We start from the raw sequence: 18,261 nt of genomic DNA on the forward strand, positions 1-18,261 counted from the left end.
TGATAGTCACTCGCAGAAATAGCCCGCGAGTATCCTCCCTTTGCGTCTCACCGACCTGCCGTTGCGCCAACCCGCCTATGTCGACCTGATCGACTGGTCCGTCCTCACCCCGTCCGAAGGGCAGCGGTTGCGGGAATTTGGCCTGTGCGAAGGCGCGAGCGTCGAAGCGCTGCACCATGGCGGGATTTTCGGCAAGGGGCCGATCGCCTGCAAGATCGGCCGCATGACCGTGGCGATGCGCCGCAACCATGCCGCCGCAGTGATGGTGCGCACCGGACCGGAAGCCATTGGGCCGGAGCAGGACGCATGAGCGCGCTGCCATTGGTCGCGCTGGTGGGCAATCCCAATGCGGGCAAGAGCGCGCTGTTCAACGCGCTGACCGGCGCGCGACAGAAGCTGGGCAATTATCCGGGCGTCACGGTGGAGCGCAAGGCGGGGCGGCTGGCCCTGTCCGACGGCCGCCCGGTCGAACTGGTCGACCTGCCCGGCACCTACAGCCTCGATCCGAACAGCCCCGACGAACAGGTTACCCGCGACGTCGTGATGGGCCAGCAGACCGGCGAAAAGCGGCCCGACGCGCTGGTGATCGTGGTCGATGCCGCCAATCTGGACAATCATCTGCGCTTCGCGCTCGAACTGCTGGCGCTTGGTCTGCCGACCATCGTCGCCTTGAACATGGTCGATCTGGCCACCCGCGACGGGCTGGAACTGGACGCGGCGATACTGTCCCGCGAACTGGGCGTGCCGGTGATATCGACGGTGGCGGTGCGCAAGCGCGGCCTGGACCATCTGCGGCAGGAACTGGAAGGGCTGCTGAACGGCGCGCCGCGGGCCTATCCCACCGGCGCCGCGCAGGATTTCGACGCGGTGCGCAGGGAAGCGGGCCGCATCGCGCGCGCCGCCATCGTGCGCGAAACGCCCTCCCGCCGGCTGACCGCCGCGGTGGATCGGGTGGCGCTGCATCCCGTCTTCGGCCTTATCCTGCTGCTCGGCCTGTTGTTCGTCATGTTCCAGGCGGTCTATGCCTGGTCCGAAGCGCCGATCGCGATGATTGAGGGGTTTGCCGAAGCGATCGCCAATGCCGTGCGCGCCGCCCTGCCCGACGGAATCGTTCGATCCTTCCTGGTCGATGGCGTTATCAACGGCGTCGGATCGGTGGTGGTGTTTCTGCCCCAGATCCTGATTCTCTTCTTCTTCATCCTGATGCTGGAGGCGACCGGCTATATGGTCCGGGCCGCCTTCCTGATGGATGGGCTGATGGCCAAGGTCGGCCTTTCAGGCCGCGCCTTCATCCCGCTCCTGTCCTCTTTCGCCTGCGCCATTCCCGGCATCATGGCGACGCGCACCATCGCTGACCCCCGCGATCGGCTGACCACGATCCTGATCGCGCCGCTGATGACCTGCTCGGCGCGGCTGCCGGTCTATGCCGTCATCATCGGCGCATTCATTCCGGCGCGCGACGTGTTGCCGGGCGTGGGCCTTCAGGGCTTCGTCCTTTTCTGCCTCTATCTGGCCGGCATCGTCGGCGCGATGCTGGTCGCGATGCTGCTGCGGCTGACCGTCACCAAGGGCGCAAGCGGCGGCTTCCTGATGGAAATGCCCAAATATCAGTGGCCCCGGCCGCAGGATATATTGCTCGGCCTGTGGCAGCGCGCGGTCATCTTCCTCAAGCGCGCGGGCACGATCATCTTCACCTCGACCGTGATCCTGTGGCTGCTCCTGAGCTTCCCGCGCGTGCCCGACGGCGATCCCACCAGCCAGGTCGATCATTCGATCGCCGGCCGGATCGCCAGCGGCCTCAACGTCATACTGGAGCCGATCGGCTTCAACCGCGACATCTCGCTGGCGCTGATCCCGGCGATGGCGGCGCGCGAAGTGGCCGTATCGGCGCTCGCCACCGTCTATTCGATCGACGCGGGCGATGATGAGGCGCTGCTGGAACGGAGCCTGGGCGACCGGCTCAAGGACCAGTGGCCGCTGCCCACCGCGCTTGCCTTCCTCGCCTGGTTCATCTTCGCGCCCCAGTGCATATCCACTATCGCCGTGACCCGGCGCGAGACGAACGGCTGGAAATGGCCGTTGTTCATGGTCGGATATCTGTTTGCGCTGGCCTATGTCGCGGCGGGCATCACCTACTGGACCGCCACCGCAGCGGGTCTATAAGAGCGGCTTTAGAGTTTCGGAGGAATCATGGCAGGGTCTGTCAACAAGGTCATTCTGGTGGGCAATCTGGGCGCCGACCCGGAGGTCAAGAGCTTCCAGAATGGCGGCAAGATTTGCAATCTGCGCATCGCGACGTCCGAAAGCTGGAAAGACCGGATGACCGGGGAGAAAAAAGAGCGCACCGAATGGCATAATGTCGTCATCAACGGCGAAGGCCTGGTCGGTGTGGCCGAGCGCTTCCTGCGCAAGGGCAGCAAAATCTATATTGAGGGCCAGTTGCGTACCCGCAAATGGCAGGACCAGTCGGGCAATGACCGCTACACGACCGAAGTCGCGCTGTCGGGGCCGGGCGCGGTGCTGACCATGCTGGACGGCGCGCCGGGCGGCGGCGGCCAGGGTGGCGGTGGCCGTTCGCAGCAGGGCGTGAGCGACTGGGGCGCATCGTCGGGCGGCTATGATGATTTCGGCGGTGGTTCTTCGGGCGGCGGCGGCTTTGGCGGCGGACGTTCGCAGGGTGGCGGCGCATCGGGCGGTAGCCGGGCGGGCAGCCCCAATTTCGACAATGACCTGGACGATGAAGTGCCGTTCTGACTTGGAGGATAGCGCGATTCTGTAACTGCCGCGTCAGCGCAGGAGCAAATCACGCATTTCGCCGACTATGGCCTGTAACTAATTTCGTAGTCGGCCAGGCGATTTTTCGGGGTGGCGGTTTTTGTAACTGTCGCCCCGTTTTCTTTTGGTAAGGACCGCTGATACGCGGGATCCCACCTCTCTTGAAGCGCTCGTCCTCGCCCCGGATGGGGATCAGGCGGTAACTTATTTTTCGAGCTTACTTCCGAAACGCTGATTCTGCAGCCTCTGGGGCTGATCGGACACTCGTTTACACGGCCAAGCAAATAAGCTAACTCGCCTACATGCTCTCGCAGGAGCTTGCCGCCCGCACTGGCGAAGCTGAAAGGCACTGCTTTCACGGATGTTCGGTTCGAACTTAAGGCGTGGGATGTGTGAGCGGGCAACACTCCGAAGGCGCCGGAGAGTACGATGCCGAAGTCCTCATACCCTATTCTGGATACGTTGAAGCGCCTTGCCAAACGCAAGAAGGCAAAGACCGGGATGGCGCACGCAAGAGCCCTTGATGAAGCTGCGCGTGAATATGGCTATTCAGACTATAGGCAGGCACATATTGCTCTTACAATCGCTTCGGCAAAGGTGGCATTTAAGACATCCGCCATCAGCGCCACCGTGAACTATTCATACCTTGTGGCGGTGCCTGTCGCGCACCATTGTGAGGTGTTGTGCGCGCCGGGCCGCGCCGATGGGAATTCAGCCAATCCCGCCCGCTGCGCGATTTACATGCCGCCCATGAGTAGCGGTGATATCATCGAGGCAATTAGCAGGACGCGCGGCCAATAGATCGGCGTTCCGCTGGTGCCGTGCCGCTTTCATACCCGGTCGATTCGAATGGAAAGCGGTGAGCGCTTTGCCCTGATGATAGACCGTGCCACCGGCATGCCGGATCCGCACGTCTGCAAGTACAGTGCGACCTATCACCGCCACCGATCGATAAATAGTGCAGAACGCGAACTGGATGCTCTGTGCCTCTTCCACGAATGGCTGGACGAGAGAGGCATTGATTTAGCCGAGCGTGTGATGGGCGGTGCCTACCTCTACCCCGATGAGGTGGAAGCTCTTTCGAACAAGCTGCGTTCAAGTAAGCGGCCTCCACGTGTCCTGGGAAATTCCATCGTCCCTCGGATCGTGTCCGCGAACACACACCAGGACCGGATGAACTGGGCATTCGCGTACACAAACTGGCGTGCAGCCCCCTACATCGCCCGCGCAGCGGATCCGAGCCAAGCAATCAACATGCGTGATCGCCTGGCCTGTCAATCGGCGTGCAAACGGGACCCCCTATCGGCGCGCAAAAGGGACCCCCTTTCACGATGGCGCAAGGTTGATCGGACACGCGCCTTTGCGCTGCGCGCGGCGTAGGGAGGGCGGAGCCCGACCGGAGGCGCGCGCAGCGCAAAGCATCTTTTAATCGGAGGTCGGTGGGGGCGATCAGCTGCGGTTTTTGAAGCGCCAGCTGTCATTGCCGGTCTCGACGATGTCGCAATGGTGGGTGACGCGATCAAGGAGCGCGGTGGTCATCTTGGGATCGCCGAACACGGTGGGCCATTCGCCGAACGCGAGGTTGGTGGTGATGATGACGCTGGTCTGCTCGTAGAGCTTGCTGATCAGGTGGAACAGCAACTGGCCGCCCGAGCGGGCGAACGGCAGATATCCCAGTTCGTCGAGCACGATCAGGTCGAGGCGGGATAGCTGGGCGGCGAGAGCGCCGCTCTTGCCGATCCTGGCCTCCTCTTCGAGGCGGGTCACCAGATCGACGGTGTTGAAGTAGCGGCCTCGCGCACCCGAGCGAACGACATTGGCGGCGATGGCGATGGCCAGGTGGGTTTTGCCGGTGCCCGTGCCGCCGACCAGGACGATGTTGCGCCGAGCGGGCAGGAACGCGCCACTGTGCAGCGAACGCACCAGCCCCTCGTTGATCGGCGTGCCCTCGAACCGGAACGCATCGATATCCTTCACGACCGGCAGCCGGGCGGCCGCCATCCGGTATCGGATCGAGGCAGCATGGCGATGTGTTGCTTCCGCGCGCAGAAGGTCGGTCAGTATCTCCATCGTGGTGCGCTGGCGCTGAAGGCCGGTGGTGACCGCATCGTCGAACGCGCCCGCCATGCCCTTGAGCCCAAGCCCGCGCATCGCCTCGATCATGTCATGCCGCTGCATCGAAGGTCCTCAGCTGGTCGTAACGGGCGCAGTCGGCGATCGGCGGATGGCGCAAGGCGCTGTCTTCGGAGGTGATGATGGTGAGCGGTCGCGGCGGTTCGCGGCGCCGCGCCAGGATGTTGAGGATCAGGTCGTCGCTCGCCGTGCCGGTCGCCAATGCCTCGCGGACGGCCGCTTCGACCGGCTCCAGACCATCGGTCAGCACGGCCGACAGCACACGGACGAACCGGCGGTCGGCATCGTCGCCATTGCCAAGCTTGCGGCGCAGGCGCGCCAGCGCCGGCGGCAGATCCCAGTCCTGGAAGGGCGCGCCGTTCCGCAGCGCTCCGGGCTTGCGGGCCAGTACCGGCAGATAATGCCAGGGGTCATAGATCGTGCGGTTGCGCCCGAAGTAGCGGGGATGCTCGGCGACAACCTCCTCGCCGCAGCGCACGACAATGCGGTCGGCATAGGCCCGGACCTGCACCGTCCGCCGCGCCACCGTCGAGAGAACCGAGTAGCGGTTGCGATCGAAGCTGATCAGGCAGGTGCCCGTCACCGCATGCTCGCTCTCGTTAAAGCCGTCGAACGGTCCCAGCATCGGCTGCAGTGCCGATCGCTCGATCTCCAGCGCCTGCGCCACGGTCAGCTCGCCCTGTTCCGGGTGTGCCTGTCGTTCCGCCCAGCGCTGGCACTCGGCCTCCAGCCAGCCATTGAGCTCGTCGAGGCTGGCGAACCGCAACCGGGGTTGGAAGAAGCGGCCCCGGATCGTCTGCACCTGGTTCTCGACCTGGCCCTTCTCCCATCCCGCCGCCGGCGAGCAGGCGGTGGGCTCGACCATATAATGGTCGGTCATGATCAGGAACCGCCGGTTGAAGACCCGCTCCTTCCCCGTGAACACGCTCGTCACCGCCGTCTTCATATTATCGTAGATGCCGCGGCCCGGCACGCCGCCGAAGAAAGCAAAGCCGCGCGCATGCGCGTCGAACAGCATCTCCTGACTCTCGCGCGGATAGGCCCGGACATAGACCGCCCGCGATGCACACAGCCGCATATGCGCAACCTTCACGCGCATCGGCTTGCCGGCGATCTCCACATCCTCATGGCTCCAGTCGAACTGGTAGGCCTCGCCCGGCTTGAACATCAGCGGGATGAAGGCGGTGACACCATCGCCGGCATCCTTGCGCCGGTCGGCCTTCCAGCGCGCCGCGTAGCGCCGAACGGCATCGTAGGAACCCTCAAAACCTTCGCGCTCCAGCAGATCATGTATCCGCGTCATCCGCAGTCGCTCGCGCCTGCCGCGCACCTCGTTCTCTTCCAGCAGTGTGTTCAGGCGATCCTGAAACGGCCCGATCCTAGGCAGTGGCTGAACCTTGCGCTGATAGTCGAATGCGCCTTCCGGCGCCCGGATCGCCTTGCGGATCACCTTCCGCGACACATGCAAATCCCGCGCGATCGCCTTGATCGCCTTGCCGCCGGCATACTCGCGCCGAATCCGAACCACTGTCTCCAAAATCAACATCCCGATCTCGCCGCCTGAAAATCCAGCCGGCTGCTTAAACCATCGAAATGAGGGGTCCCTTTTAGACGCCGATCACCCCGCTAACGGGGTCCTTTTTGCACGCCGATCCACACATACAGTTACATATCTCCCCCGAAATACCCATTTTGAGCGCTTGCGTCACAGATATGAAAAAGGGCGGCTTCCCATGGGGAGCCGCCCTTTTTCATTGTTCCGTCGCGCTTTACCTGGCCAGTTCCGCCGTCGCGAAGGCGCGGATATGCGCGCCCAGATCCTCGCGCTCCAGCGCCAGCGCCAGATTGGCCTCGATATAGCCCGCCTTCGACCCGCAGTCGAAGCGGCGGCCGTCGAAGGTCACGCCGTGGAAGGGCTGGCTGCCGATCAGCGACGCCATCGCATCGGTCAGCTGGATTTCGCCGCCCGCGCCCTTTTCCTGCGTTTCCAGGATCTTCATGACTTCGGGCTGGAGGATGTAGCGGCCCGGCAGGATCAGGTTGGACGGCGCGGTGCCGAGCTTTGGCTTTTCGACCAGTCCCTTCACCTCCGTCAGCGCGCCGTCGCGCGCGCCCGGATCGATCACGCCATAGCTGGGCGTCTGATCCATCGGAATTTCGAGCGCGCAGACCAGATTGCCGCCGACCTTCTCATAGGCGTCGACCATCTGCTTCATGCACCCCTGTCCCGGCGCGCCCTTCATAAATTCATCGGGCAGCAGGATGGCGAAGGGTTCGTCGCCGATTATGTCGCGCGCCACCCATATGGCGTGGCCCAGACCCAGCGATTCCTGCTGGCGCAGGAACACCGCATTGCCCGGATCGAGCCGCGTCCCTTCCAGCGCCGACAGATCCTTGCCGCGCTCGCGCTGCAACGTCTCGCATTCGAAGGCGATGTCGAAATAATCCTCGATCGCGCCCTTGCCGCGACCGGTCACGAAGATGAACTGCTCGATCCCCGCTTCGCGCGCCTCGTCCACCGCATATTGGATCAGCGGGCGATCGACCACCGGCAACAATTCCTTTGGCACCGCCTTGGTGGCGGGCAGGAAGCGCGTGCCAAGGCCGGCGACAGGAAAAACGGCTTTACGAATCGGCTTGGTCAAGTTGGAATCCCCTTCACGCGGACGCGATCGGGCCTTGGATTGCCGCCCGTGCAAAAAAGGTCAAGCGTCGCGCGCGCGTTAGCATATTCTAGCGTCGGCGGAACGGCCGAAGACGCAAAAAACTAAGATGGAAGGGGCCGCGACCGATCAAGGCCGACCGGTCACCGCCCTATACGGCGAGAAGACGGCTGGCGACACCTTCCAGCGCCGCGATTTCGCCATCGAGATGGTCTAACGCGACGTGCTGGATATTGTTGCGGCTGTCGCGACAGGTGAAACCGCCTGATTCGGGCTGATGAAAACCCTGGATGATGAGCGCGCGGAAGCGATCGATCCGCTGCATGTCGCGCTCGATCGCGGAAATCTCGGTCAGCGCGCTGGCGTTGCGCCGGTCGCGCATCGCCACCATCGTGCGCAATTCGGTCATCAGCTTGGCCATGCTTGGCCGGGTTCGGGCGCCCACGGTGCGCACGTCACCCATGGCGTCGCGCAACAGCCCGATCTTCGCCTCCAGACTCTGCTCCAACATCGTCCAGGCGCACACCAGCCGCCCGACCGCGCAGAGCAGCGCCGCATCTTCCGGCGCATAATCCGACACCGCCCGCACATTCACGTCAGAAACCAATTGCACGCCCACGCCCCAATATCTCCTCTTGGCCCAAGGCTTCAGGCTTTGAGCGGGAAAAGGCCAGAGCGGGGCGCTTGGCTCCCCGCAGCGGCGGCACGGGCCGTCGGCAGCCGTGCAAAATCGGCGGCGAGCCGAGACGGGCCAGCAGGATCAAGGATTTAGAACCAACTCAGAAATCGATCGCGATGCCCTTCCGTTCCCAATCGCCATAACGGACCGGACTCATCGCCTCGTCATGGGGCGTGGGCTGGTCCAGCGGATCGGGCTGCGGCACCGGCGGGCTTTTGGAGAGGTGCGCGGGCGGCTTCACATGTGCGGGGCGCTTGCCGTTGAAGGTTCCCATGGTGGCGGCCTTTCGATTGCGAAGGGGCGACATCACCCCCATATTCAGGACTGACAGGCTATCTGGGCCGACAAGGAGGCAAGTGCAAGTGAATGGCATGAAGACGACCATGCTGCTGGCGACGCTGACCGCGCTGTTCATGGCGCTGGGCTATACGCTGGGCGGCAGCGGCGGGGCGGTGATCGCGCTGCTGGCGGCGGCGGGCATGAATCTCTTCACCTTCTGGAACGCCGACAAGATCGTGCTGCGGATGCATGACGCGCGCGAGGTCGATGCGCAAAGCGCCCCCGATTTCTACAATCTGGTGCGTGACCTGGCGCAGCGGGCGCAACTTCCCATGCCGCGCGTCTATATCATCGACCAGGACGCGCCCAACGCCTTCGCAACCGGGCGCAACCCGCAAAACGCCGCCGTCGCCGCCACCAGCGGCCTGCTGGCGACGTTGAGCCGCGACGAGGTGGCGGGCGTTATGGCGCATGAACTGGGCCATGTGCAGAATCGCGACACCCTCATCATGACGATGGTCGCGACGATCGCGGGCGCGATATCGATGCTGGCCAATTTCGGCCTGTTCTTCCGCGGCGGCGACCGGGAAAGCGGCCATGCCAATATGATCGCCAGCCTGATGGCGGTGGTCGTCGCTCCCTTCGCCGCGATGATCGTGCAGATGGCGATCAGCCGCACCCGCGAATATGGCGCCGACCGGGCCGGAGCGGAAATCAGTGGCGATCCCCATGCCCTCGCCTCCGCCCTCGCCAAGATTGCCGGGCAGGCGCAGCGCATCCCCAATCCGGTGGCGGAGCGCAATCCGGCCGCGGCGCAGCTTTATATCGTGCCGACCCATGTCAGCGAACTCTTCTCCACCCACCCCGCCACGGAAAAGCGCATCGCCGCCTTGCAGGATATGGCGGCGCAGATGGGCGCGCCCGCAATGACGTCGGCGGCCCGCGCCTCCGCCCTCTCCCCGGCCGCGCCACCCCCGCGCCGCCGCAGCGCGCTCGACCCGCACGGCCGCTGATGGTGGACGAGATTGTCGGTGAAGCGGCCGGCTTCCTGTTTCGGCAGGTCGGCGGCCTTGCCGTGGAACTGACCGTCAATCATATCTTTTCCCGCCACACCGCCCGCTTCTTTCATGGCGTGGGGCGACGGTTTATTGCGGTCGCGACATTCGGCGCCAAACGCATCCCCTCCTCCCTGCGGGTGGTGCCCAAGGGCGCCCGCCCCAAGCCACGCCGGTCGGACTGGCTGGCGCTATGGGTCGGCATAGTGTCCTGGATCGCGCTGTTCCTGGGGCTGGGCTTTGGCGTCTCCCATTTTCTTTGAGGGCGAAAGCGCGTAGGGGCCGCTCATGTCCCCCCGTCCCGCAATCCGCCCCGAAGATGTTCCCGGCCTTCCCGCCCGTCGCGCGGCGCTCAAACTGCTTGATGCGGTGCTGCGCCGGGGCGATCCGCTGGAACTGGCGCTGCATGGCGCGGCGCAGGGCCTGCCGCCCGCCGACCGCGCGCTGGTCCATGCGATCGCCGCCGAAACGCTGCGCCACCTGCCCGATCTCGACGCGCTGATCGACGGCGCGACCAGGCAGATTTTGCCGCCGGATGCGAAGGCGCGGATGGTGCTGCGCATCGCGCTCGTCCAGACGCTGGTGCTCGACACCCCGGCCCATGCCGCCATCGCCACGGCGCTGCCGCTGGTCGATGGCGGGCCGCGCAAGCTGGTCCATGGCGTGTTCGGCACGGTGACGCGCGGCGACCCCGCCCTGCCCTCGCCCCCCACCCTGCCCGCGCAGGTCGCCGAACGCTGGAGCGCTCAATGGGGCGAGGCGATGCCGCAGGCCGCCGCCCATGCCTATGCGATCCGGCCGCCGGTCGACATCAGCCTGCGCGATCCGGCCGAGACAGCGAAGTGGACAGCTGAACTGGATGGCGCGTCGTTCGCGCCCGGCCATGTCCGCCTGTCCGAAAGCGCGGCCATACCCGCCTTGCCCGGCTTTGCGGACGGCGCCTGGTGGGTGCAGGATATCGCCGCTTCCTGCGCCGCGCGGCTGCTGGGGCCGGGCGAAGGCGGCCATGTGCTGGACCTGTGCGCCGCGCCGGGCGGCAAGACGATGCAACTGGCCGCGGCCGGCTGGCGCGTCACCGCGATCGACCAGTCGAGCAAGCGGCTGGAGCGGCTGACGGAAAATCTGGCCCGCACCGGCCTGACCGCCGAGGTTACGACCGCCGATCTGCGGACATGGGAGCCGGACGCACCGGTGGACGCGATCCTGCTCGACGCGCCCTGCACCGCGACCGGCATTTATCGCCGCCACCCCGATGTGCTGCACCGCATCGGCCCGCGCCAGATCGCAGAGCTGGCGGAATTGCAAAGCGCCCTGTTGGCCCGCGCCGCCAACTGGCTGAAGCCCGGCGGCCGCATCATCTACGCCACCTGCTCCCTGGAACGGGCCGAGGGCGAAGAACAGGTCGAACGCTTCCTGGCCGCCCACCCCGACTTCGCGCTGCTACCGATCGAAGCTGGCGAAACACCCGAAGGCATCGCCCCCACGACACAAGGCTGGCTGCGGACATTGCCCGACACGCTGGCGGCGCAGGGCGGCGCGGACGGATTTTTCATCGCCAGGCTTGCCAAGAGGGCGAACTAAGCCTTAACCTTGATCAGCTTAGAGAGGGTTTCCCCGCGTAAAAGGTGCCCCGTGCGTCCGATCGAGCCTCTTCCTCTGAATCATAGTTGGCCGCTCTACGACCTGCGGGAACATCTTGCCCCGGTGCTGCTCGATTCCAGCATCGCCCGCAACGATGCGGCGCTGGCGGAACGGGGGCTGGGGCTGTGGCATTGCAACCTGGCCGACAATGCACTCAACTGGACCGCCGGCGTCTATGACATATTCGGGCTGGAGCGGGACAGCCCGGTATCGCGGCCGCTGTCCGTGTCGCTTTACACCCCGGAATCGCGCGACGCGATGGAGCGACTGCGCGCCTACGCTATCCGCCACAAGCGCGGCTTCACGCTGGACGTCGATATCAACCAGATCGACGGCGCGGGCCAATGCGCGATGCGGCTGATCGCCGCGCCGGTGCTGGACGATGACGGAGCCGTGGTCGGGCTGCATGGCGTCAAGCAGTTGCTGCCCCGCGGCGCGCCCGCGTCGCAGCGGCTGGACCCCACGATTTTCGTGATGCTCTGATCCGCGCGGACGAAGATCGCGACACGCCTGCAAATGTCCGTTGCCCTCGCCTCCGGCGGCGATTAAGGCGAACGGTTAATGACCCGTTCCATTCTCATCTCGCCCTCCATCCTCTCCGCCGACTTCGCCCGCCTGGGCGAGGAGGTGCGCGCCATTGACGAAGCGGGCTGCGACTGGGTGCATATCGACGTCATGGACGGCCATTTCGTGCCGAACATCACCATCGGCCCGAATGTGGTGAAGGCGCTGCGCCCGCACACGCAGAAAACCTTCGACGTCCATCTGATGATTTCTCCGGTCGATCAGTATCTGGAGGCGTTTGCCGCCGCCGGGTCCGACATCATCACCGTCCATCCCGAAGCCGGGCCCCACATCCACCGTACCGTCCAGCATATCAAGTCGCTGGGCGTGAAGGCGGGCGTGGTGCTGAACCCCGGCACGCCTGCCAAGATGCTCGACTATCTGATCGATGATGTCGATCTGATCCTGGTGATGAGCGTCAACCCCGGTTTCGGCGGGCAGAGCTTCATCGAAAACCAGCTGCGCAAGATCGAAGCGATCCGCAAGATGATCGACAAAACGGGCCGGGACATTCACCTCCAGGTCGACGGCGGCATCGATTTCACCACCGCGCCCAAGGCGATCGACGCGGGCGCGGACGTTCTGGTGGCCGGCACCGCCACCTTCCGTGGCGGCCCCTCCGCCTATGCCGACAATATCAGGAAGCTGCGGGGCGGGTGAACGACTATCGGCGCATCGCCAGCCGCTCCACCCCCGACGCTGCACCGGAAGCCGGCGACGATGGCATAGAGCAAGGCAAGCGTCTCATCCGCGTCGCGGATGACAAGGGGCTGTCATTGGCCCAGAAGATCGCCAATCAATTCTATCTGCTCAGCTGGAAGACGCCGATCCACGGCCGCAAGCTGCGCGGCAAATATCCGCTGAAGCTGCTGGCGGTGCCCGACGACGCCATCCCCGGCGACGGCCGGGCGGGCGCGGCGATGCGGGCGGGCTATTTCCTGTTCCGCGGCCACAAGCTGCCGGTCGATGCGCTCGATTTCGCCAAATTGTCGGTCGGCCCGGCCTTTGCCGACTATCTCCACGGCTTCCGCTGGCTGCGCGACCTGGCCAGCAGCGCGACCCGCGAACAGGGTGCGCCGATCGCCGAAAGCATCATGCGCAAATGGCTGGCGGCCCATCATGAAACGCCCAGCGAACCGGCCTGGCGCGCGGACAATGCCGGCTGGCGGCTGCTCTTCTGGACTGCCCATGCGCCGCTGATCCTCTCGTCCAGCGACCTCGTCTACCGCTCGCTGGTGCTGAACTGCATCGCCCGCACCGCGCGCCACCTCGACCGCAGCGCGGACAAGGCGCCGATGGGCCTGCCCCGGCTGGTCGCCTGGTGCGGCATCGTCGCCGCCGCGCTGCTGATCCCCGGCGGGGCGGCGCGCAAGCTGTTCGGCGAAGCAGGCCTGAAGCGCGCGATCGACAGCGGCTTCCACCCTGACGGCGGCATCGTGTCGCGCTCCCCGCTGGCGCAACTGGAAGCGGTGATGCTGCTGTCCATGCTGCGCGCCGTCTATGACGTGCGCCGCGAAGCCCCGCCCGCCTGCCTGACCGAAGGATTGAACCGCGCGGTCCCGGCGCTGCTGGGCCTCGCCCATGGCGATGGTGGCCTGGGCAACTGGCAGGGTTCCGGCGCGATCGACCCCGACCTGGTGTCCGCCATAGTCGCGGCGAGCCAGGTGCGCGCCCGACCGCTGCGCCAGGCGCGCGACTGGGGCTATCAACGGATCGCAGCGGGATCGACCGTGCTGCAGATCGATGCTGCCCCGCCCCCGGTCGCGCGCCTCGCCGAGGCGGGCTGCGCCTCAACCGGCGCGATCGAGATCAGTGACGGGCCGCTGCGGCTGGTGGTCAATTGCGGCGGCGCGGCGCTGGAGGGGGCGTGGATTCCCCGCGACCTGGCGCAGGGGCTGCGCACCACCGCCGCGCACAGCACGCTGATCCTCAATGACAATAATTCGACCGCGCTGCTGCCCGACGGGACGCTGGGCAAGGGCGTGACAGAGGTCGAGCTGAACCGGCAGGAGCTGGACAATGGCAGCCGGCTGGACCTGTCGCATGACGGCTATGTCCGGCGGCTGGGCTATGTCCACCGCCGCCTGCTGATGATGAGCGGCGACGGCAAGGAAATCCGGGGCGAGGATATGCTGACCCCCGCCGAACGCCGCCGCAAGCGCGGCAAACAGCCGGTGCAGTTGCGCTTCCACCTCGCGCTGGGGGTCGAGCCGACGCTGACCGCAGACAATATGGGGGCGCTGCTGCGCATCGACCAGGGCGCGCTGTGGCAATATCGCACCGGCGCAGGCGTGTTGAGCGTCGAGGACAGCCTGTGGGTCGACGGCGACGGCCGCCCCCATCCGACCAAGCAGCTGGTCGTGACCAGCGAAGCGCTGCCGGGCGGATCGAGCATCGGCTGGCTGTTCAAGCGGGTCGGATGACGACCCGCGGCTGATCCTGGGCTATAGGCGCACGGACGCTTTGGCCCTCACCCCAATCTCTACGCAACAGCCTTTCGCCGCGCTGTCGCTTGCGGGCTGTATTTTTCCGACGTCGGGCCTTATGGACCGGCCCAAAGCCGTCCTGCCCTTTGCCTGTAGAAAGCGCCTTCCTCATGACCGACTACCCCATCAAACGCGCCCTCTTGTCCGTGTCCGACAAGGCCGGCCTGATCGAACTGGGCCGGGCGCTGGGCAAACATGGCGTCGAACTGGTGTCGACCGGCGGCACCGCCAAGGCGCTGCGCGAAGCAGGCCTTGAGGTGATGGATATTTCCGACCTTACCGGCTTCCCCGAAATGATGGACGGCCGCGTCAAGACGCTGCACCCCAAGGTCCATGGCGGCCTGCTCGCCGTCCGCAACAACCCCGAACATGTCGCGTCGATGGACGAACATGAAATCGGCGCGATCGATCTGGTGGTCGTCAACCTCTACCCCTTCGCCGCCACGGTCGCCAAGGGGGCGGAACGCGAGGAGATCATCGAAAATATCGATATCGGCGGCCCGTCGATGGTCCGTTCCGCGGCCAAGAATCACGAGAGCGTGGCGATCGTCACCGATCCCGCCGACTATGCCCGGCTGATCGCCGAAATGGCGGAGAAGGGTGGCGCGACCAGCTACGATTTCCGCCGGATGCTCGCGGCCAAGGCCTACGCCGCCACCGCCGCCTATGATTCGATGATCGCCAGCTGGTTCGCCTTCGCCGATCAGGGCATGATGTTCCCCGATACGCTGGCCGTCGCCAGCACGCTGTCCACCACGCTGCGCTACGGCGAAAACCCGCACCAGTCCGCCGCGCTCTATCTGCCCACCGGGCCGTCCGCCAAGGGCATCGCCCAGGCGCAACAGATCCAGGGCAAGGAACTCAGCTACAATAATTATAACGATGCCGACGCCGCGCTGGAGCTGGTCAGCGAGTTTCGCGATGGCCCGCCGACCGTGGTGATCGTCAAGCACGCCAACCCCTGCGGCGTGGCGACCGGCGACACCCTGATCGAAGCCTATGAAGCCGCGCTCGCCTGCGACAGCGTGTCGGCGTTCGGCGGCATCATCGCCGTCAACCGCCCGCTTGACGGCCCGACCGCCGAGGCGATCAGCGGCATCTTCACCGAAGTCGTCGCCGCGCCGGGAGCCAATGACGAAGCCAAGGCGATCTTCGCGAAGAAGAAGAATCTGCGCCTGCTGCTGACCGGCGACCTGCCCGATCCCGCGCGGACCGGCCTCCAGATCAAGAGCATCGCCGGCGGCCTGCTGGTGCAAAGTCGCGACAATGGCCAGGTTGACCGCGACGCGCTGAAGGTCGTGACCAGGCGCGCCCCGACCGATCAGGAACTTAAGGACTGCCTGTTCGCCTGGACCGTCGCCAAGCATGTGAAATCGAACGCCATCGTCTATGCCAAGGACGGCAGCACCGCGGGCGTGGGCGCGGGCCAGATGAACCGCCTCGAATCCGCCCGCATCGCCGCGTGGAAGGCGAAGGACGCCGCCGAAAAGGCCGGCTGGGCCGCACCGCGCACGATCGGTTCGGCGGTCGCCTCCGACGCCTTCTTCCCCTTCGCCGACGGCTTGCTGGCGGCGGTGGAGGCCGGCGCGACGGCGGTCATCCAGCCGGGCGGATCGATCCGCGACGATGAGGTCATCGCCGCGGCGGACGAAGCGGGCCTGGCGATGGTCTTCACAGGGATGCGCCACTTCCGGCACTAAAAGCAGGTCAGCGTCGATCCCTTATGATCAACGATTTGGGAAATGCAGCGACGAAAAGCCTGATGCGGGTGCGAACAAAATCTCTTCGCACCCGCAAAATCGCGGAAAACCGCCACTTTTTATCAACTGGCCTCTTTTCAACAACCCCCTGTGCGCTTATTTAGAGCGGGACCCTGTTTCCACGTCAGACGCGGGGCAGACAATCCGAACAATGTTCGACAGGAGATACAGGATGACCAAGAAAACCTGGGTGGCCATGGCCGCCGTTATGGCCCTTGCGCTGCCCGGCGTGGCGAGCGCCGGCAGCAATGACATGGATGTGATCGTGGACGGCCGCGCCGGCACTGAAACACGTACGCTCGCCGTGTCCGTCGCCGATCTCAACCTGGCCAGCGCCAATGGTATGCGCCGCGCCGATTCGCGCGTGACGCGCGCCGCCAAGCAGGTGTGCGGCTATGTCAACGGCTCCATCCTGCCCGTGACGGAGGATTATCGCGCCTGCTTCGGCAGCGCGATCGACGGCGCACGCAGCGACCTGAGCACGCTGGCCCAGCGCCAGAGCTGAGAAGATTCCGCTTTCCCCGCACGAAGGGGAACTGCAGGGGGCCGTTCCATGCCCATGGAGCGGCCCTTTGTCATGCGCGCCATCTGACCCGCCTTGTCATCCTTACCGCGCATTAACCACTCCTTAGAAGATTTCCTTCACTCCGGCAGGGACGAACGATCTTCCGGGGGAATTGCCTGCCATGCCGCGTACCGATCAAAGCGTAGATGTTGCCATCATAGGCGCCGGCCCTGCGGGCCTGACCGCTGCCTATCTGCTGACGAAGCAGGGCCTGCGCGTGACGGTGGTCGAGAAAGACCCGGTCTATGTCGGCGGCATCAGCCGCACGGTGGAACTGGACGGCTTCCGGTTCGACATTGGCGGGCACCGCTTCTTTTCCAAGTCGCAGCAGGTCGTGGACCTGTGGAATGAAATCCTGCCTGACGACTTCATCCAGCGGCCGCGCATGAGCCGCATCTATTATGAAGGCAAATTCTACAGCTATCCGCTGCGCGCGTTCGAAGCATTGTGGAATCTGGGCATCTGGCGCTCGACCCTCTGCATGGCGAGCTTCGCCAAGGCCCGGCTGTTCCCGAACCGCAACGTGCGTTCGTTTCAGGACTGGACCGTCAACGCCTTCGGCCACAAGCTGTTCTCCATCTTCTTCAAGACCTATACCGAAAAAGTGTGGGGGATGCCCTGCGACGAAATGTCGGCCGACTGGGCGGCGCAGCGGATCAAGGGCCTGTCGCTCTGGGGTGCGGTGGTCGACGGGCTGAAACGCTCGCTCGGCCTCAACAAGCGGCCCAATGACGGCATGGCGACCAAGACATTGCTGGAGACGTTCCGCTATCCGCGCCTTGGCCCCGGCATGATGTGGGAAGCCGCGCGCGACCGGGTGGTGGAAGGCGGCAACCAAGTGCTGATGGCGCATAGCTTCAAGCGGCTGGAGCAAGACCAGGCGAACGGCGCATGGCGCCTTGTGGCGCAGGGGCCGGAGGGCGATGTCGTCATCTATGCCGCCCATGTGATCTCGTCCGCGCCGATGCGCGAACTGGCCGGGCGTATCCACCCGTTGCCGGACACGCTGCCCCAGGCGATGGACCTGAAATATCGCGACTTCCTGACCGTGGCGCTGATGGTGAAGGGGGAGGATATCTTCCCCGACAACTGGATCTATATTCATGACAGCAAGGTGCAGGTCGGCCGCATCCAGAATTTCCGCAGTTGGTCGCCCGAAATGGTGCCCGATCCTTCGCTCGCCTGCGTGGGTCTGGAATATTTCTGTTTCGAGGGCGATGGCCTGTGGTCCGCGTCCAACGCCGACCTGATCGCGCTCGCCACCCGCGAAATGGCGCAACTGGGCCTCTGCAACCCCGACGATGTCGTGGGCGGCGCGGTGGTGCGGCAGGAAAAGGCCTATCCGGTCTATGACGACGACTATGCCGCCAATGTGCTGGCGATGCGCAGCGAACTGGAATCGCGCTATCCCACGCTGCACATGGTCGGGCGCAACGGCATGCACCGCTATAACAACCAGGATCATGCGATGATGACGGCGATGCTGACCGTCCGCAACATCGTGGCGGGCGCCCGCGTCCATGACGTGTGGAGCGTGAACGAGGACGCCGAATATCATGAGGCCGGCGAGGAGGGCCAGATCGACGGTGCTGATGCCGATACGCAGGCCGCGCTGGCCAGCGTCCGCGCCGTACCCTCACGATTGAAGGCCGCCTAACCGC

General features: G+C 65.2%; 19 protein-coding genes. 14 read left to right on the forward strand and 5 right to left on the reverse strand.

The window, feature by feature from the left end:
- Window positions 1–40: 40 nt before the first annotated feature.
- The 5 genes from V473_RS15610 (at window position 41) to V473_RS15625 (ending at window position 4,155) form a co-directional block, all read left to right on the forward strand.
- Entirely contained in the window at window positions 41–310 is a 270-nt protein-coding gene (locus tag V473_RS15610) for a FeoA family protein (RefSeq protein WP_066606886.1), read from the forward strand.
- Window positions 307–2,163 carry a ferrous iron transporter B gene (feoB, locus tag V473_RS15615; protein WP_066606889.1) on the forward strand — a complete coding sequence of 619 codons (1,857 nt, stop codon included), beginning with the start codon at window positions 307–309 and terminating at the stop codon, window positions 2,161–2,163. The genes V473_RS15610 and feoB overlap by 4 nt, the downstream gene beginning before the upstream one ends.
- A gap of 27 nt (window positions 2,164–2,190) precedes the next feature.
- Window positions 2,191–2,754 carry a single-stranded DNA-binding protein gene (gene ssb, locus V473_RS15620; protein ID WP_066606892.1) on the forward strand — a complete coding sequence of 188 codons (564 nt, stop codon included), beginning with the start codon at window positions 2,191–2,193 and terminating at the stop codon, window positions 2,752–2,754.
- A gap of 450 nt (window positions 2,755–3,204) precedes the next feature.
- A complete protein-coding gene (locus V473_RS23655) occupies window positions 3,205–3,576 on the forward strand; it encodes a hypothetical protein (protein WP_148648421.1) in 372 nt (123 codons plus the stop codon).
- 48 nt (window positions 3,577–3,624) lie between these two features.
- Window positions 3,625–4,155: a hypothetical protein gene (locus V473_RS15625; protein ID WP_066606896.1), complete on the forward strand. Its 531-nt coding sequence runs from the start codon at window positions 3,625–3,627 to the stop codon at window positions 4,153–4,155.
- Between the two features lie 69 nt (window positions 4,156–4,224).
- Here V473_RS15625 and istB read toward each other — a convergent pair whose 3' ends face one another.
- From istB to V473_RS15650, 5 genes are all read right to left on the reverse strand, one after another.
- Window positions 4,225–4,953, reverse strand: a complete 729-nt coding sequence (gene istB, locus V473_RS15630) for an IS21-like element helper ATPase IstB (RefSeq protein ID WP_011950403.1) — start codon at window positions 4,951–4,953, stop codon at window positions 4,225–4,227.
- A complete protein-coding gene (gene istA, locus V473_RS15635; protein ID WP_041378971.1) occupies window positions 4,940–6,454 on the reverse strand; it encodes an IS21 family transposase in 1,515 nt (504 codons plus the stop codon). Before istA ends, istB begins: the two co-directional genes overlap by 14 nt.
- A gap of 223 nt (window positions 6,455–6,677) precedes the next feature.
- Window positions 6,678–7,553, reverse strand: a complete 876-nt coding sequence (locus V473_RS15640; protein ID WP_066606899.1) for a UTP--glucose-1-phosphate uridylyltransferase — start codon at window positions 7,551–7,553, stop codon at window positions 6,678–6,680.
- A gap of 169 nt (window positions 7,554–7,722) precedes the next feature.
- Window positions 7,723–8,151: a hypothetical protein gene (locus tag V473_RS15645; protein WP_066607502.1), complete on the reverse strand. Its 429-nt coding sequence runs from the start codon at window positions 8,149–8,151 to the stop codon at window positions 7,723–7,725.
- A 199-nt stretch (window positions 8,152–8,350) separates the two neighbouring features.
- Complete coding sequence (locus V473_RS15650) at window positions 8,351–8,524, reverse strand: DUF1674 domain-containing protein (RefSeq protein WP_082679177.1); 174 nt, start codon at window positions 8,522–8,524, stop codon at window positions 8,351–8,353.
- Between the two features lie 88 nt (window positions 8,525–8,612).
- Between V473_RS15650 and htpX the strand changes: the two genes are divergently transcribed.
- The 9 genes from htpX (at window position 8,613) to V473_RS15695 (ending at window position 18,257) form a co-directional block, all read left to right on the forward strand.
- On the forward strand, window positions 8,613–9,542 hold the full coding sequence (gene htpX, locus V473_RS15655) for a zinc metalloprotease HtpX (protein ID WP_201785532.1): 930 nt from the start codon (window positions 8,613–8,615) through the stop codon (window positions 9,540–9,542).
- Window positions 9,542–9,847, forward strand: a complete 306-nt coding sequence (locus V473_RS15660) for a hypothetical protein (protein WP_066606905.1) — start codon at window positions 9,542–9,544, stop codon at window positions 9,845–9,847. The genes htpX and V473_RS15660 overlap by 1 nt, the downstream gene beginning before the upstream one ends.
- A gap of 25 nt (window positions 9,848–9,872) precedes the next feature.
- Entirely contained in the window at window positions 9,873–11,165 is a 1,293-nt protein-coding gene (locus tag V473_RS15665; RefSeq protein ID WP_066606915.1) for an RsmB/NOP family class I SAM-dependent RNA methyltransferase, read from the forward strand.
- Window positions 11,166–11,216: 51 nt separating this feature from the next.
- Window positions 11,217–11,708, forward strand: a complete 492-nt coding sequence (locus tag V473_RS15670) for a diguanylate cyclase (protein ID WP_066606917.1) — start codon at window positions 11,217–11,219, stop codon at window positions 11,706–11,708.
- 78 nt (window positions 11,709–11,786) lie between these two features.
- The gene (gene rpe / locus V473_RS15675; RefSeq protein WP_066606923.1) at window positions 11,787–12,449 is read left to right on the forward strand and encodes a ribulose-phosphate 3-epimerase; all 663 of its coding nucleotides are present in this window, start codon (window positions 11,787–11,789) and stop codon (window positions 12,447–12,449) included.
- On the forward strand, window positions 12,446–14,212 hold the full coding sequence (locus V473_RS15680; protein ID WP_066606926.1) for a heparinase II/III family protein: 1,767 nt from the start codon (window positions 12,446–12,448) through the stop codon (window positions 14,210–14,212). The genes rpe and V473_RS15680 overlap by 4 nt, the downstream gene beginning before the upstream one ends.
- 173 nt (window positions 14,213–14,385) lie before the next feature.
- Entirely contained in the window at window positions 14,386–15,975 is a 1,590-nt protein-coding gene (purH, locus tag V473_RS15685) for a bifunctional phosphoribosylaminoimidazolecarboxamide formyltransferase/IMP cyclohydrolase (RefSeq protein ID WP_066606929.1), read from the forward strand.
- Window positions 15,976–16,207: 232 nt separating this feature from the next.
- The gene (locus V473_RS15690) at window positions 16,208–16,540 is read left to right on the forward strand and encodes a UrcA family protein (protein ID WP_066606931.1); all 333 of its coding nucleotides are present in this window, start codon (window positions 16,208–16,210) and stop codon (window positions 16,538–16,540) included.
- A gap of 181 nt (window positions 16,541–16,721) precedes the next feature.
- Window positions 16,722–18,257: an NAD(P)/FAD-dependent oxidoreductase gene (locus V473_RS15695; protein WP_066606934.1), complete on the forward strand. Its 1,536-nt coding sequence runs from the start codon at window positions 16,722–16,724 to the stop codon at window positions 18,255–18,257.
- The last annotated feature ends 4 nt before the right edge of the window (window positions 18,258–18,261 follow it).

The sequence above is a fragment of the Sphingobium cupriresistens LL01 genome (genome assembly GCF_001046645.1).
Classification (GTDB): domain Bacteria; phylum Pseudomonadota; class Alphaproteobacteria; order Sphingomonadales; family Sphingomonadaceae; genus Sphingobium; species Sphingobium cupriresistens.